The organism is Micromonospora vinacea (assembly GCF_015751785.1).
Taxonomy (GTDB): domain Bacteria; phylum Actinomycetota; class Actinomycetes; order Mycobacteriales; family Micromonosporaceae; genus Micromonospora; species Micromonospora vinacea.
Map to the genome: position 1 here is coordinate 6,906,994 of NZ_JADOTY010000001.1, position 14,905 is coordinate 6,921,898.

At 68.8% G+C, this 14,905-nt stretch carries 17 protein-coding genes and 3 pseudogenes; 7 read left to right on the forward strand and 13 right to left on the reverse strand.

The features are described 5' to 3' along the window. Positions 1 to 116 precede the first annotated feature (116 nt). Complete coding sequence (locus IW249_RS32190; protein WP_196924230.1) at positions 117 to 311, forward strand: hypothetical protein; 195 nt, start codon at positions 117 to 119, stop codon at positions 309 to 311. A gap of 263 nt (positions 312 to 574) precedes the next feature. Here the strand turns inward: IW249_RS32190 and IW249_RS32195 are convergent, their stop codons facing one another. Next, positions 575 to 1,459: an alpha/beta fold hydrolase gene (locus IW249_RS32195; RefSeq protein ID WP_196924231.1), complete on the reverse strand. Its 885-nt coding sequence runs from the start codon at positions 1,457 to 1,459 to the stop codon at positions 575 to 577. Positions 1,460 to 1,560: 101 nt separating this feature from the next. Here IW249_RS32195 and IW249_RS32200 point away from each other — a divergent pair, with 101 nt between their 5' ends. Both IW249_RS32200 and IW249_RS32205 read left to right on the forward strand, forming a co-directional pair. Continuing rightward, on the forward strand, positions 1,561 to 2,130 hold the full coding sequence (locus IW249_RS32200; protein WP_196924232.1) for a TetR/AcrR family transcriptional regulator: 570 nt from the start codon (positions 1,561 to 1,563) through the stop codon (positions 2,128 to 2,130). A gap of 6 nt (positions 2,131 to 2,136) precedes the next feature. Continuing rightward, positions 2,137 to 2,241, forward strand: a pseudogene (locus tag IW249_RS32205) (transposase); the annotation flags it as partial. 208 nt (positions 2,242 to 2,449) lie between these two features. Here IW249_RS32205 and IW249_RS32210 read toward each other — a convergent pair. After that, positions 2,450 to 2,803 (reverse strand): MerR family transcriptional regulator, encoded by a 354-nt coding sequence (locus tag IW249_RS32210; protein WP_196924233.1) that lies wholly within the window; start codon positions 2,801 to 2,803, stop codon positions 2,450 to 2,452. A 111-nt stretch (positions 2,804 to 2,914) separates the two neighbouring features. On the opposite strand from IW249_RS32210, the gene IW249_RS32215 reads away from it, so the two are divergent. Together IW249_RS32215 and IW249_RS32220 are read left to right on the forward strand one after the other, a co-directional pair. After that, complete coding sequence (locus tag IW249_RS32215) at positions 2,915 to 4,114, forward strand: MFS transporter (protein WP_196924234.1); 1,200 nt, start codon at positions 2,915 to 2,917, stop codon at positions 4,112 to 4,114. A 43-nt stretch (positions 4,115 to 4,157) separates the two neighbouring features. Then, positions 4,158 to 4,904 carry a mycothiol-dependent nitroreductase Rv2466c family protein gene (locus tag IW249_RS32220; RefSeq protein ID WP_196924235.1) on the forward strand — a complete coding sequence of 249 codons (747 nt, stop codon included), beginning with the start codon at positions 4,158 to 4,160 and terminating at the stop codon, positions 4,902 to 4,904. Positions 4,905 to 4,949: 45 nt separating this feature from the next. Here the strand turns inward: IW249_RS32220 and IW249_RS35390 are convergent. Beyond that, positions 4,950 to 5,082: pseudogene (locus IW249_RS35390) on the reverse strand (IS256 family transposase); the annotation flags it as partial. Positions 5,083 to 5,260: 178 nt separating this feature from the next. Here IW249_RS35390 and IW249_RS32225 point away from each other — a divergent pair. Beyond that, positions 5,261 to 5,689: an acyl-CoA thioesterase gene (locus IW249_RS32225; RefSeq protein WP_307788776.1), complete on the forward strand. Its 429-nt coding sequence runs from the start codon at positions 5,261 to 5,263 to the stop codon at positions 5,687 to 5,689. Positions 5,690 to 5,697: 8 nt separating this feature from the next. Then, a complete protein-coding gene (locus IW249_RS32230) occupies positions 5,698 to 6,039 on the forward strand; it encodes a hypothetical protein (protein ID WP_196924236.1) in 342 nt (113 codons plus the stop codon). A gap of 226 nt (positions 6,040 to 6,265) precedes the next feature. On the opposite strand, the gene IW249_RS32235 is transcribed toward IW249_RS32230, so the two are convergent. From IW249_RS32235 to IW249_RS34645, 10 genes and pseudogenes are all read right to left on the reverse strand, one after another. Beyond that, positions 6,266 to 7,417 carry a low temperature requirement protein A gene (locus IW249_RS32235; protein WP_196924237.1) on the reverse strand — a complete coding sequence of 384 codons (1,152 nt, stop codon included), beginning with the start codon at positions 7,415 to 7,417 and terminating at the stop codon, positions 6,266 to 6,268. A 197-nt stretch (positions 7,418 to 7,614) separates the two neighbouring features. Then, positions 7,615 to 8,646, reverse strand: coding sequence for a tyrosine-type recombinase/integrase (locus IW249_RS32240; RefSeq protein ID WP_196924238.1), 1,032 nt, complete (start codon positions 8,644 to 8,646; stop codon positions 7,615 to 7,617). Then, complete coding sequence (locus IW249_RS32245) at positions 8,643 to 9,119, reverse strand: hypothetical protein (RefSeq protein WP_196924239.1); 477 nt, start codon at positions 9,117 to 9,119, stop codon at positions 8,643 to 8,645. Before IW249_RS32245 ends, IW249_RS32240 begins: the two co-directional genes overlap by 4 nt. Before the next feature lie 674 nt (positions 9,120 to 9,793). Next, a complete protein-coding gene (locus IW249_RS35300; protein WP_196924240.1) occupies positions 9,794 to 10,198 on the reverse strand; it encodes a DUF1062 domain-containing protein in 405 nt (134 codons plus the stop codon). 362 nt (positions 10,199 to 10,560) lie between these two features. Next, positions 10,561 to 11,469, reverse strand: coding sequence for an ATP-binding cassette domain-containing protein (locus tag IW249_RS32255; RefSeq protein WP_196924241.1), 909 nt, complete (start codon positions 11,467 to 11,469; stop codon positions 10,561 to 10,563). Between the two features lie 33 nt (positions 11,470 to 11,502). After that, complete coding sequence (locus IW249_RS32260) at positions 11,503 to 12,318, reverse strand: ABC transporter permease (RefSeq protein WP_196924242.1); 816 nt, start codon at positions 12,316 to 12,318, stop codon at positions 11,503 to 11,505. After that, entirely contained in the window at positions 12,315 to 13,010 is a 696-nt protein-coding gene (locus IW249_RS32265) for a hypothetical protein (protein WP_196924243.1), read from the reverse strand. Before IW249_RS32265 ends, IW249_RS32260 begins: the two co-directional genes overlap by 4 nt. Beyond that, on the reverse strand, positions 13,007 to 13,885 hold the full coding sequence (locus IW249_RS32270; protein WP_196924244.1) for a zf-HC2 domain-containing protein: 879 nt from the start codon (positions 13,883 to 13,885) through the stop codon (positions 13,007 to 13,009). Before IW249_RS32270 ends, IW249_RS32265 begins: the two co-directional genes overlap by 4 nt. Continuing rightward, positions 13,882 to 14,433, reverse strand: a complete 552-nt coding sequence (locus tag IW249_RS32275; protein ID WP_196924245.1) for an RNA polymerase sigma factor — start codon at positions 14,431 to 14,433, stop codon at positions 13,882 to 13,884. The genes IW249_RS32270 and IW249_RS32275 overlap by 4 nt, the downstream gene beginning before the upstream one ends. Positions 14,434 to 14,516: 83 nt before the next feature. Beyond that, a pseudogene (locus IW249_RS34645) lies at positions 14,517 to 14,783 on the reverse strand (IS5/IS1182 family transposase); the annotation flags it as partial. Positions 14,784 to 14,905 lie beyond the last annotated feature (122 nt).

The following is a 14,905-nucleotide window of genomic DNA, read 5'->3' on the forward strand; positions in this document are numbered from 1 at the left end:
GCGACGTCGCGGTTGGTTTCTTTTCGCCGACGAGCTCTGCAAGAAAGCGCGCTGATTGCGGCGGCTCGACTATCGTCCAACCTTCACATTGGTGTCATAGCAAGCGGGCACGGACGGTGTCCCTCGTCTCGCCCGACGCCCCGTTCGCGAAGCTGCTCGGCGTCGCGTTGTTCGGCACCGCCACGACCTGGGTGCTCATCTTCGCGACCCACGCGGCTCTCCGCCGCTGGCCCGCCGACGAGGCACGCCGTCGCCGCTGTCGCTGCCCGGCGGTTGGCCCACCAATGCCGCAGCGGCGGCGGCGGACGTGAACATGCTGTTCATCGGGACGTTCCGGGTCGCGTGGACGGTCGGCGCGCCGACCGTGGAGGCGACCCATGGCAACCTACGAGCTGACCCCGAACGGTACGGCGCACACACCCTCAACGGTGATCTGAACCGGCATTGCCCTCTCCAGTCAGCAGCCGAGCCGCTTACTGGAGAGGGCGATGTCATCGATACAGAGGCCGAACTCGCTCGGCGTCGTGTGTCTGCACGTTTATACCTGCCAGGGCGTCCGGCACGACCAGATTGGTCAGCCGAGCTTGCGGGTGAGGAAGTCGTGGATGAGCGGGAAGACCTCGTCGGCGCGGTCCTCGAGCAGGAAGTGCCCGCTGTCGAAGAGGTGAAATTCGATGTCCTTCAGGTCTCGCTTGTAGGGGTGCGCGCCCTCGGCAGGGAAGATCACGTCATTCGCGCCCCAGACGATGAGGGTGGGCGGCTGCGCGGTGCGCAGCCACTCCTGCACCGGCGGGTAGAGCGCCGGGTTCGTGCCGTAGTCGAGGAAGTAGTCGAGCTGGATCTCGTCGTTGCCGGGTCGGTCGAGCAGGGCCTGGTCGGTGGTCCAGTTGTCGGGTGAGATACGCGAGGTGTGGGCCATCCCGTCGGTGTACTGGAACTTCGTGGTGTCCAGGGTGAGCAGGCCGCGGAGGGCATCACGGTTTTCCGGGCTGCCGTCGGCCCAGTAGCGCTTGATCGGCGCCCAAAAGTCGTTGTCCAGGCCCTCGTCGTAGGCGTTGCCGTTCTGCACGATGAGCGCCGTGATCGCGTCGGGGTTCGCGAGGGCGAGCCGCCAGGCGGTTGGTGCGCCGTAGTCGAAGACGTTGACGGCGTACCGGGTCACTCCGAGCTTCGTCAGCAGCTTCTGCACGTACTTCGCCGCATTGTCGAAGGTGTAGGAGAACTCGGCGCGATCGGGTGCGGCGCTGTGTCCGTAGCCAGGCAGGTCCGGCGCGATGACGCGGAACCGATCCGCGAGGAACGGGATCAGGTTGCGGAACATGTGGGACGAGGTCGGGAAGCCGTGCAGGAGCAGGACGACCGGGCCATCAGCCGGGCCGGCCTCTCGGTAGAACATCTGGAACCCGTCGAGGTCCTCGGTCTTGTACTGCACGACGGGGACGAACGGTGTGGTGGTCATGGTGGTGCTCCCTTCGGTGAACGTCGGACGAGCCAACCATACATACCTCTAGGTATGGCGACAACCCTACCTTCAGGTATGGAGCTTGCTAGTCTTGTGTCATGGACAACAGGCGGCTGATCATCGACTCGGCCAAGAGGCTCTTCTGGCGCCACGGATACTCGACGACGAGCCCGAAGCAGGTGATGGCCGACTCCGGTGTCGGGCAGGGCAGCTTCTATCACCACTTCCCGACGAAGCCCGACCTCGGCCAGGAGGTGGTTCGGGAGAACGGGCGGGATCTCCTCGCTTCCGTGCGCGCCGCGATGGAAGGGTTGCCGACGGGCCGGGAGCGCCTTGCCGCATTCCTCGCGTCGGCCGGCGACGCGCTCGGCGGATGCCAGATCGGTGGCTTCGCATACGACGCAGGGATTCTTGCCGAAGCCGGGTTACGGGAGGCCCTCGGCGCCGCGTTCACCGAGCTGGCCGACCTTCTCGAGAACGTCGTTCGAGAAGCTCAGGTCGACGGCTCTCTGTCGTCGAAGCTGGACCCGGCGAAGACCGCTGCCACACTCCTGGCCGTCGTCGAGGGCGCGTTTGTCATCGCGCGAGCCACCGGACGGCAGTCCTCCGCCGACAATGCGACCACGGGCGCTCTCGCGCTGCTGGACGGGAACGACGTCAGGTCGTGACTCCCCATCGACGTGCCGCGAGATCGGGCCGGGACGTTCGAGCCTCAGATGGTCCGCAAGCCGCAGCGCCGGTCGTCGGGGGTCGACGAGGTGGAGTTGTCGTTGCCTGCGCCGGATCACCGACACGGTGATCAAGGAGATCAACGACTGGTCACGCCTGCCCCTGTCGGACTATGGGCCGACGCCGGTGGCGAAGGCGCGTTCGGCAGGGGCGCACGCTCGGCGAGGTCCAACATCTCCTTACGCATCGGTGCTGTAGGCATTCGCCGCCCGCTGGGGACGCGGCCACGAGTGCGGCTGCCGCGACGACGTGGCTGAGCTACCTCTGGGCGACGGCGTCCAGGTACGCGTCGATGGCCTGCAAGTTCTTCGTCAGGCACTCGAGTCGCTCCGCCATCCGGTCGCGCTCCTGCTGAACCCGGCTGACGAAGTCCGGGGCGGGATACTCGCGGGTCGCCGCTTCGGCCAGGCAGGGCAGCACTTCCCTGATGATCTCTGTCGTCAGGCCTGCGTTGAGCAGACTGCGAATCTGCTCGACCCTTTCCACCAGGGCCTCGTCGTAGTCGCGATACCCGTTCTCCTCGCGCCTGGGACTGAGCAGGCCTTGCTCTTCGTAGTAACGCAGGAGTCGAGGCGACACGCCCGCCCGCTCGGACAACTCTTTGATCCTCAACGAGACCGCCCTCACAGCACCCTTGCCATCACATTGATGTGAAGGTTACAGCATGGTCGAGCCGCCGCAGCAGTGGTGGCTTGAGACCTGCAACTAGATGAGGAATGACCCGTGTCCACCACACATCTGGACGTTCCGCAGACGTCGCGTACGGAACGTCTGCCGTTCCCGTCCCTGATAGCGCTCTTCACCGCCGGATTGATCACCACCCTGACCGAAGCGCTGCCGGCCGGTGTGCTGCCGCAGATGAGTCAGGCGCTCGGAGTCTCGGAGTCCGTAGCCGGTCAGACCGTCACGATCTACGCAGTGGGAACGCTGCTGACGGCGATCCCCGTCGCGCTGGCCACCGCGACGTGGCCACGACGTCACCTGCTCCTGGCAGCACTGGTGGGCTTCGTGATCGCCAACCTCGTCACCGCCGTCTCCCTCAACTTCTCCGTCACGATGGTTGCCCGATTCGTCGCGGGCGCCGCCTCCGGGGTCGTCTGGAGCCTGCTTGGTGGGTACGCGGCACGTCTGGTCGGCCCCCCACTCAAGGGCCGGGCGATGGCGTTCGCCTTCGCCGGCACCCCGGTAGCCCTGTCTCTCGGCGTGCCAGTCGGCGCGTATCTCGGCAAGGCGGTCGGGTGGCAGCTTACCTTCGGCCTCGCCTCGGCGCTGACCGCCCTGCTGATCATCTGGACCGCGTGGAAGTTGCCCAACTTCGCCGGCCAGAAGGCCGAGGACCGGATTCCACTGCGCACCATCCTGAAACTGCAGGGCATCCGTACGGTCCTCGTGGTGACCGGAGCGTTCGTGCTCGCGCACACCATCCTTTACACGTACATCGCGCCCATCCTCGCCGACGCCGGGCTACAGGATCACGTCCAGTGGATCCTTCTCGACTTCGGCATCGCCTCGATCGTCAGCATCTGGCTCACAGGCCTATTCATCGACCGGCACCACCGTCGACTCGTCGTACTCGGCACGGGGTTGTTCGCCGCAGCCGCGGTCGTGCTGACCGTGGCCAGTTCCAGCGCTGTGGCCGACTACGTCACGGTCGCGGCATGGGGACTGTCGTTCGGCGGCGCAGCCACCCTGCTGCAATCGGCGCTGATGAGGGCGGCAGGAGAGCACGCAGACGTGGCCCAGTCGTCGATGGTGACGACCTGGAACCTGGGAATCGGCCTCGGCGGACTCGTTGGCGGCGCGCTTCTCGCCGGCTTCGGGTCGCGCTCGCTCATCATCGCAGCGGTCGTACTCATGGTGCCGACCGTGCTCGTGGTGATCCTCGCCCGGCGGCACGCCTTCCCGACCCGGCGCCCGGACTAGCAACTCACGATTGTCGGTAAGAATGAGTGGGAAGGCCACACACATGGAATCTGGAAGCGCGGGCTCGGCCAGGACCGCTGACATCAACTTCTACTTCGATCCGATCTGCCCATTCGCGTGGATGACAAGCAAGTGGATCAGGATCGTGCAGGCACAACGCGACTACACCGTCGACTGGCGGTTCATCTCGCTACGCCTCATCAACTCGCACATCGACTACGACAGCCACTTCCCGCCAGAGTACGAAGCCCAGCACACCGCGGGGCTGCGACTGCTGCGGGTGGCCTCGGCGGTGCGTGAGAAGCACGGCCGCGAGGCGATCAGCCCCCTGTACACCGCGTACGGCACCCACATCCTGGAGGTAGGCCCCGACGACGGCCGGCAACCCGGCTGGCAGGGCGCGCCCGAACTCGCCACCGCCGCGCTCACCGAAGCCGGCCTGCCAAAATCGCTTGTCGAGTTCCTCGACGACACGTCCCGTGACGCGGAGATCCAAGCGGAGTCGGACGAGGCGCTGTCGCTGACGGGTAAGGACGTCGGCACGCCGATCGTGCACTTCGAGCCGCCGGACGGCGCGGCGTTCTTCGGGCCGGTGATCAGCCGGCTGCCCGACGAGAAGCAAGCCGCACAGCTGTGGGACCACGTCGTCGGCCTCGCCCAGTTCCCCGGCTTCGCCGAACTCAAGCGCAGCCTGCGCGAGCAGCCACGACTGCCGTCGTTCGGAGTCACCGGACAGGAGACGGGCAAGGTCGAGGACTGGCACGCAGGAAGCCGGCGTCTCAAGAAGTAGACACCCGGTCGTTCCTCCTACCGGCAGTCAGCGGTACCGCACTAGTAAGCAGCGGTCCGGGCCTGTCAGCGACAGCCCTTGTTCCTTGGCCGCCCTAACCAAGCCGGCGGCAGCTTTGCCTCCGCCAACGCTTGGGGCACTTCTTACACCCCATCGGGTCGCTCCGTGCCGCGGTCATGACGGCACCCACGTCGCCAGGCACAACGCCCGGAGTATCAGGCCGAAGACACCGGTAGACCCACAGGCCCGGCCGGTGAGGGTCGCGGCCTCCGCAGTCCGTGACCTTACAACACACAGTGAATGTCTTTCCGCCAACTATGCCTTGCTGGTGGAAGACGAAAGAAAGGTGGAATCTCGTGGTGTCGTACGGCCACTTGCAGCCCGTGCGTGTTGAGTTCGATGACCTGGACCCGATGGGCATTCTGCATCACGCCAACTACCCCAGACTGCTGGAGCATGCTATCGCGGCATACGTCGCGCCGATGGGATTGGCATTCGGTGGGCCGAAGCCGGACCTTTATCACGTCATTCGTGAATTCAGTATCAGATACGACGCCCCCATCCGAGGTTACGGCGATGTCGAGGTGCATTTCTGGACGGAACGACTCGGTTCGAAATCGGCTGACATGGGCTTCCGGTTCGTGTCGACGGATGGCAAGGTCGTTCATGCGGAGGGGGTGCGGAAGCACGTGCATATCGATCCACGCACGATGAAGCCGGCCGAGTGGAGTGATCTTGCTCGTAGCATCCACGACGACTTGGCGCGGCCGGCGGGGACTGACTGATTCGGGTCGTGGACATCGTCGACGTGAAAGACGTCTGCCCGGCACGACACGTGCCGGGCAGACTCGCCCGTCACCAGGGGCGACGGCGAGAATCACAGTGCCTGGAGTTTGCGGACGTCGTCGTCTGCGCACGGGTGACCGTTGAGGTGGAACGCACTCAGCAGCGAGAATTCACCGTCCGTGCGGAAGGACAAGGTCCATCGGACCGCGCGTCACTCCTGGTCGGGCTCACAGGTGAACAGCCGGTTCGGCGGTATCTTTCCTCGATGATGCTCGAATGGGGCGCAGAACGCCTGCATTTCACCGTTGAGGGCGCCGGGCCGGCACTTGCCGCGACCTCGGCGAACTGAGCCTGTGCCGAACAGTCACGCCTACGCCGAGGCGTCCCGCACACGGCGCGTCCGGCCTCTGACCGAAACCGAACGCGTTGTTGGCGGCCGGGCGCGTACCCGGGGGGTGGGGTGAATTTACCGGCGGTGACGTTGCAGTTCCATCCGGCGGTGCAACAAGCAAACCGGCCTGATCGTTGCCTATCGTCGCGGCCGATTCAATGACCTTAACCTTCATGGCGGTTGGTCAGTGGTGTCGGTTGCGCCGGGCGTCGGTCAGCGTGATGCCGAACAGGACGCCCATCGTGACAATCAGGACGACGATCGGGGCCTGCGCGCTCAGCACCGGCGTCAGGCCGAGCAGCAGCACCAGCCAACCCACCCGAGACCGCGGGAGCTGACCGAGGAGTACGTACTCGGAGCTCATTCGCCCGAGCACGAACAGGACCGGGCCACCGACGATGAGGGCGACCCAACTCGTCGGGGTGGTGGGCCCGAGGGGTTCGTGCAGGACGAGTTCCACCCCGGCCGACGTGGCGATCACCCCGGTCACCACACCCGCATAGACGTACGGCGCGAGGCGCACCGCCTGACGCGGACGCCAGTGCGCCGACCGGTCGACGAGCGTGTTGCTCTGGAGCACGTAGATCTGCCAGAAGAGCAGCGCGGTGGCGATCGCGATGAGGAAGACGGCAGCCCGGGCGGGCGTGTGGGCCTCGCTGGCGAATGTCAGCGTGGCCATCAGTGTCAGTTCGCCGAGGGCCAGGATGGCGATCTGCTGGTAGCGCTCGCCGAAATGGACGCTCAACTGGTTGTACTGGTCGAGCGGCACCCGACCCAGTCTGGGTGTCGGGTGGCGCAGCGCGGTGGCCATGTAGTCGACGGCGAGCGCGCCGGCCCACAGCCCGACACGCCAGGCCGGATCGACGAAACCGCCCGCGAGCCACAGAACTCCGGAGATGACGAACCAGAACAGGAACCGTTCCTCGCGGGCGTGCGCGCGGCGTGGACGCAGTGCGCCGACCAGCAGGGCCCCCCGTACCAGGTGCAGGCCCACGTACGCGCTCGCGAAGAGGAGACCGCGCCCCTCGTACGCACTCGGTACGGCCACCGCCATCAGGGCCACGCCGAACATCGCACTGGCGACCACGCCCTGGATCACCCGTAGCCGGGGATCGTAGAACTCGGTGACGATCGCCGTGACCGACCAGGTCCACCAGACGGCCAGCAGCAGGACAAGGCCCTGACCCAGTCCGCTCCAGGTGGAGTGCTCGGCCAACTCCATCGACAACTGCGCGAACGCGGCGACGTAGAAGACGTCGAAGAACAACTCCAGCAACGTCGCCCGGCTCGACGACTTAGGGTCACGTCGTAGCCCGACCGGCTCCGCGCTCGTCATCGATGAGCCGTCCCCACTGGGCCTCCTGCGGACGATTCCACGTCGAGGCCGGGACATCCCCCGAGGTGAGGCTTGCCCGCCCGGCAGCCGGCGACGTGCGGCACACGGCGATCAACGACCGAGATGTCGGCGAGTTACCCACGACGCCTCGCCCTTGTTTGCGGACTCCGTGTAGCGCCGTGCCCGTCCTCCGCGTCCTAGGCGGGGAACTGCTGCTCGCTCTCGGCGGCGGCCAGCGGGTGTGGCTGACCGGTGAGGGCAGCCAACGCGGTGGCGACGGCGTGCAGGTCGGCTTTGATGTAGGTGGTGGTGGCGGGTCCGCGGCGGTCGGTGTGCCCGGCGTAGGCGCGGGCCACACCGTAGCCGAAATGGCGCTCCACCCAGGTGAGGGTGGTGTGGCGCAGCCAGTGCGTGGTGATTCCCTGGGCGGCGACCCACGGCAATTGTCGGCCGATGCGTTTCCACATCAGGTCGAAGCGCCGATAGGTGGCGGGTTGGCCGTTGCGGTAGCGCAGCAGCGCATCGGTCGGTGCGACGGCGCCGCGGGCTCGAGCGTGATCGTTTAGTCGGCTGGCGAGCATCGGGGTGATGGGCTGCCAGCGTTGCGTGCCGCCCTTCTCGGACAGGCGGATCAGCGCGTGGTCGCTGTCCAGGTCGATCAGGCGCAGCGCGAGAGCCCCGCTGCGTCGGCAGGCCGTTTCGGTGTGCAGGCGCAGGATCAGGGCGTCGAGCACGATGTCGTTGCCGCCGCTGCGGGCGGCGGCGTTGATGTCGGACAGTTCGTCAGGGGTGAGGGCACGGCGGGTGTTGGGCAGCCGGCGAGGTTTGCGGACCCGATGGGCCGGGCTGTCCGCGATGGTCAGGTAGCCGTCGGCGATGGCGCGGTTGTAGAAGGCGCGGGCTGCGGCGATGAAATGCTCGCCGGCGTACCGGCCGTTTCGGGAGTTGCGGCGAGGGCGGGCGCCTGCCGCGGCCTGTCGCATGAGGGCTTCGAGGTCGCTGGCCCGCACCGCGTCAATGCGCAAATCGCCGAAGGCGGCGACCATCCGCCGCCAGGAACTGCCGTAGGTGCGTCGGGTGCCCGGGCTCGCCGCGGCGACCACAGCTGGAAGGTACTCGGCGACTGGCGGCACGGCGGGCCGGTTACTGTCGGTGAGGTCGGCGGCGGTGAGGCCGAGGTGTGCGAGCAGCGCTCGGGCGGTGGCGACACGATCGGGATCCGTGGTCATGAGGGCTCTGCGAGGATGCGGGCGTGCAGGTCGGCCAGGACCGCCGCGATGGTGTGTGAGGGGTGCACGACAATGCGGTTCTGGCGGGGCAGGGCAGCCAGGAGCACGGGTTCGCCGGTGGCGATGCCGCACAGGTGTCGGGCGGCGGCCGGTAGGGGCAGCTCCTCGCGGGTGCCCACGGTGTGCGCGCCTTCGGCGGCCGGGGTGATCAGGATTGCGCCGGTCACGACGTCGGCGTGCAGCGTGAGGTCGGGTGTCCAGCCCAAGGCCCGCAGCAGTGCACGAGCGGTGACGCGGCCGGCGGCGTCGGGTCGGGCCACGTCGAACAGCACGCCGTCACTCGTGCGGGCGGCTGGCGCGGGCAGTGTCGGTAGCGGTGCCAGCTCCGGCGATGCGACCGGCAGTGGAGTGGGTATGAGCGCCTCGACGAGCTGCTCGTCGGGCCGGCGAGGGCGCGGCCTGCCCGGGCTCACCTAGGCCCCCGCCAGCACGAGGGCGAGGGTGTCAGCGCAGGTGGCGCCAGCTCCCTGGGGTCGGTGCGCACATATGAGTCGTCGCGGCTCGCGTCCCCACGCGAGAGGAAGTTGATCTTGCGTGGATATCCACGCACTGTGGTGTCCGAGGATCGACACGACCCATTGCCCACCGCCGATGACGCTCAGCGCAACTCTGAAGCTCACGCAAATCTAGCTGCGGTGGTGACTTCTTCGGCTCCGCCGAAGAGGTCTCCATCCTGAAGGGCCTGCTCAGGAAGATGCCCGTGGGATCGGCGTCTCAGATGACGGACGCGCGGCTGGCTTCAGCCCGCTCACCCGCAACGCTCTACATCGATCCACACCACACCTGCAGGCGCGGCGTTAGGTGACCCGAGACGCCGGTCGGTGCCAGCCTCCGGCCCGATCGCGGTGAACCACTCGGCCGACCTTAGACAGCAGCGGCGGAACCACGAGTCGTGCACGAACACCAGATGACGCCGGGTCTTTACCGCCGACCATTCGCCGGCGACGCGCTGCTGCTCGGAACCCCTGGCATCGCCGGCAGCCGCGACGGTCTCCGCCCAGCCGGGCCGCAGCTGGCGGACAGCCTGCCGCAGGTCGCCGGATCGGCTGAGCGGAGCAGCAGCCGCACCGGATGTGCACCCGGCCGTTTACCTTCGTCGCCGGTATCGGGCCGGCCCTGATCTTCGTTCGCGCCCGGTCATGAGCGACCGCGCGCGGACCGCCGCATGATGCAGTCCGGGGCAAGGCCACCTTGCCTCTCGCCCCAGCTCAGGCCAACCGCGGGAGGAGTTGGCGGAGTAGCCCCCCAGAAGGAGCGGATCCGGGTACCGGACCGGAACGCGATCGTGAACCGCGATTTTGCTGGCGTGGTCGCAGGGAACGCAGGTGACCAGGAGCGGGATGTCGAAGAGTTTGCCGTTGGCATTGACACGGAACTTGCCGTCGCCAGCGCTGGCGAGGCCGGAATGGCAGTGGACGCAGCGGAACGCGAGCAGGGGAAGGTGCGTGCGCCGAAGAGTCCAGGACGCAACGATATGAGGACGCGTAGACATGATCCCTCTGAAGACCTGACGAAAGGCATGGGAAAGAGCCGACGGCGACGTCGGCGACCGATGCGTGGGGAAGGGTGTCAGGTCTAAAGAGCAGGCGGCGTCACGCGGGGTGAAGTCCTCTCGTGAGAGGGTCGGAGAAAGAAGATCCAGTTGCAAGGTAGGGCGGGACGGGCTGGCCAGGCCACCGATTTTTGTGTTGGTACCGAGCGCTGAGGGTCGGGGCCGGCGAACCAGGCATCTAGCACGCGTCGTTCGCCCTCGCGGCCCCTGTCTGCCGTATTCCGGCCGCCCCGTTGGTTGCGGCCATGCGAAACGCTAAAAGCGCTGGTGCAATCCTAAGAACTTAGGGCAGAAGGCCCGGGTCACGGCCGAGGTCCTGGCGGCGAAGCTGGCTGCCGCGAAGCGTTACCGCGACCGGTAGCCACCGCGAGGTAGCCGTCCTCCAGGCCGGGCTCCAGGAGACGCGCCCCGGGGCTCGGCGCGGACGGTGCCACGATCCGGTAGCGCATGCCGTCGTCGTGCGGCAGCGCGGACACCACCGTCCCCTCGGTCGGCGCCGGTCCGTCCGTGACGACCGACCAGACCTGCCCCTGGGCGCGGCGGGTCAGCTCCTCGACCGTGCCACGGAAGATGAGCCGCCCCTTGGCGAGCACCGCCACCTCCCGGCAGGTCTGCCCGATGTCGTCGACGATGTGCGTGCTCAGCAGGACCGTGCGCCGGCCGGCGAACTGGGACAGCAGCGTGCGGAAACGGATTCGCTCCTCCGGGTCGAGGCCCGCGGTCGGCTCGTCCACGATCAGCAGCTGCGGGTCGGCGAGCAGGGCCTGGGCGATGCCGACCCGCTGCCGCATTCCGCCGGAGAAGCCGCGCAGCCGCCGGTCCGCGTGCTCGGTGAGCGCCACCACCTCCAGCAGCTCGCCGACCCGCCGGCGCCGGACGGTCCGGTCGTCCATGCCCTTGAGCAGCGCCACGTAGTCGAGGAACTGCCGGGCGGTCAGGTCGGGGTAGACGCCGAGGTCCTGCGGCAGGTAGCCGAGGTCACGCTGCACGGCGGTCCGCCCGGCGCCGGTGCCGAGATCGTGCTCGCCCACGGTGACCCGGCCGGACGTCGGACGGACGATGCCGGCCAGGATGCGCATCAGCGTGGTCTTGCCGGCGCCGTTCGCGCCGAGCAGGCCGAACATCCCGGTGGGCACGGCCAGGTCGAGGCCGTCGATGGCGGCCACCCCACCTCGGTACGTCTTTGTCAGGCCGGAGATCTCGATTCGCATGGGAGTTCCTTCTCGTTGTTGGACGCGGGCTCGTTATCGGACGCGGCGCGCGCGCAGGGCGTGGCCGCCCGCGAGCACGGCGGCGGCGATGATCAACAGCAGGGCGATGGACAGCCAGGCCAGCGCCGGCGTCGGGTCGGGCCGCAGGGCGTTGAGTGTCGCGCCGGGTATCGGGCCGGCCCAGGTGTCCTGGCCGTCGATGCCGTGGAAGTCGAACAGCGCGGCGAGCGGATAGCCGCCCAGGGGGTGGACCAGGGTCCGTGCGAGCGTCGGCATCATGTCCGGCGAGACCACGTTGCCCCACAGCCAGTAGCCGACGAACAGGACGCGGAACAGCGGCGCCGGCATGACCAGCGGCGCGGCCAGCGCGAAGGCGGCCACGAACAGCAGGCCGGGGATGAACACGGCCCCGAAGGCGGCCAGGGCCCAGCCCAGCGCCCGGGGCTCCCCGGTGTCGACCGCGTACGCCGCGGCGAAGCCGAAGTACGCCACCGCGACCGGGATGGCCGTCGCGGCGCCGGCGCCCACGTACTTGCCGAGCAGGCGCGCCTTCGGCGACGCGGGTGTCGCGTCCAGGATCGACGTCACCTGCAGCCGGTCGTCGCGGATCAGCCGGTCGGCGAGCAGGCAGCCGAACCCGATCGACAGCAGCGCGTGGAGCTGGACCGCCAGACCGACCACGGCGGTCCGCGGATCGACCGACCGTTCGCCCGGATCGAACAGGTCCCGCAGCAGGCTACCCCCGATCAGCACGAACAGCACCAGGGTCAGCGCCGGCACGATCCACACCGTCCGCTTGCGGACCTGCATCCGGAACTCGTACCGCAGGCTGGCAACAAAGGTGGTCATTCGTCCTCCTCGCCGATGAGGCGTTCTGAGCGGCCCAGCAGGACCAGGGCGAACACGATGAGCGCGGCGCCCGCGCCGAGCAACGTCAGGCGGTTCGCGGTCCAGTCGCCGGGCGCCGCGCCCCGGGTCGTCGCGAACAGGTAGAGCAGCCGGCCCGGCAGGTGCGCCTGCGCCGAGCCGGCGAAGAACTGCTGGATCGCCCACACGGAGGTGACCAGCGCGCCGGCCGCGCCCGGGCTGCGGAAGACGGCGCCCGCGGCGAAGGCCAGGCCGCTCAGGCCCAGGGTCGGCGCCAGCCAGGTGAGCTGGCCGGCGAACGGGCCGTGGTTCTCCGGCCAGCGGGCCCACCAGCCGGTCGCGATCAGCACGACCGCCGCCGGCACGGCGACCGCCGCGGTCCAGCCGAGCGTCACGACCATCCGGCGCAGCAGCGTGACGCGGTACGGCGTCGGCGAGGCGAGCTGGAGCTCGCGGGCCGGATCCCGGCCGACGAGGGAGGAACAGGCGACCGCGGCGGCGAGCGGTATCGCCATCTCCAGGGCGCCGAGCAAGATGCGGGCGGTGGTCGGGTCGCTCGGTTGCGGATTCGCGAGCGCGGCCGTGATGCCGAGGACGAGGGCGATGGGCGGGCCGAGGAAGGCCGTCCATCCCGCCCGGCGCATCTCGTACCGCCAAAGGGTCAGTGGTCTCACATCGGGTGGGTAGCGCGTCCGCCGCCGTGAGGTTCACCGCGGCCGGACATCACCACCGCGACGATCGCGAGGGCGGCGCTGACCAAGAGCACCGGCGCCTTCGTCGACCAGACCTCCACGATGAACCAGGCCGGCCAGTCGTCGGGGATCAGCACGCCGCCCGCCAGCACCCGCACCGCCCACAACCCGACGGCCGTGCCCAGCGCCGCGTCCGGCCCGAGGAAGACGGCGATCAACAGGCTGATCGAGGACAGCAGCGCCATCGGCCCGAGCCAGGCACCGACGAGCTCGTTCAGGCCGTCCGCGCCCGCCGCGCCGGTGGCGGTCAGCACCGCAGAGGCGCCCAGGGCGAGCACCAGGTCGTAGCCGAACACCAGCACGATGCGGATGAGCAGCAGCAGCCGGCCGGACGTAGGTGTGGCGGCGAGCAGCTCGGCGGCCGGGTCGCGGCGGGAACGGTAGGTGCCCGCGACCCCCGCAGCGGCGACGATCGGCGCGATCAGGGAGAGCATCAGGTCCGCGCCGGCCGTGGTCCGCAGCAGCACGAGCCCCGCGCCGAGGGCCATCACCAGCGCCGAGGCGATCGGCGTGGCCGGCCGGATCAGCCGCGCCTCGGCCGCGACCAGCGCGACGAGGTGACGCACCCGCCGCGGGGGCCGGCGGACGGTGGGTTCGACGGTGCTGCGGCTCAGCACCGTCCGCACCAGCGACGCCGGGTCCGGCGGCGTCGCGGCCGGCGCGGCCGCCAGCGCGATAGCCTGCCAGGAGGCCAGGTCGGCGCGGCAGCGCGGGCAGCCGGCGAGATGCGCGCGGACCCGATCGCGGTCCGGCCCGGAGAGCGAGCCGGCGGCGTATGCGGGCAACAGGTCCTTCATTCGGGCACCTCCTGAGCGGTGAGCGCCGCAGCGACGGCGGCCCGAGCGTGATACAGCCGGCTCTTGACCGTGCCGACCGGGATCGCGAGTACCTCGGCGACGTCTGCGAGCGGCAGGCCGGCCACGAACACCAGCGCGATCACGTCCCGGTGATGCGCGGGGAGCCGGTTGATGGCGGCGGCCACCGGGGTCCCGCCGGCCGCCGCGATCGCGACGTCCTCCGGGCCGGTGCCCTGATCGGGCCGGTCGGGAAGGTCGGCGCCGGCCGGCTCGGGCGCGGACCGGCCGCGTAAGCGGTTGTGCGCCTGGCGGCGGGCGACGCCGAACAGCCACGTCGTCACCTTCGACCGCCCCTCGAAGCCGCCGGCCGACCGCCAGACCGCAAGCATCGTGTCCTGCAGGATCTCCTCGGCGGTCATCCGGTCGCCGGCCAGCTGGTGCAGATAGCCGAAGAGCGCGCCGGAGTACCGCTCGTAGAGCCGGGACAGCGCGGCGGCGTCACCAGACGCGACCGACCGCAGCAACGCGTCGTCACTGCCCGGATCCATGCGCTCACCCCCTACTCCAAATGGGTAGCAGCCGCCGGGGCGAAAGGTTCAGACGAGTATGCGGGCGGGCGAGCCGATCTCGAGCGGAACCAGTGCAGTAGGGCGATGGTCTGTTCGACGACCCAGCGTCGGGTGCCGAGTCCTGAGCCGTGTCCGGTGATTCGTCGGGCGATGACCGGGGTAATGCCCTTGACGCGCAGGTCACGGCGGTAGCAGTGTTAGCCGCGGTCGGCGTAGATCCGCTCGGGTCGTCGTCGCGGCCTGCCTCGGATGCCTGTGATCGGTGGGATCTTGTCGACCAAAGGCATGAGCTGGGTGACGTCGTGGCGGTTGCCGCCGGTGAGCACGCCGCGGCCAGGAAGAGCACGAAGGGCCGCGGGTCGGCCCGGGACGACCCGCGCAGCTCAGCCGGGTTGAGCGCGGCTCGGCACCAGAACGCCTGACCGCGTGGTCGAGTTGCAATGATTTTCCG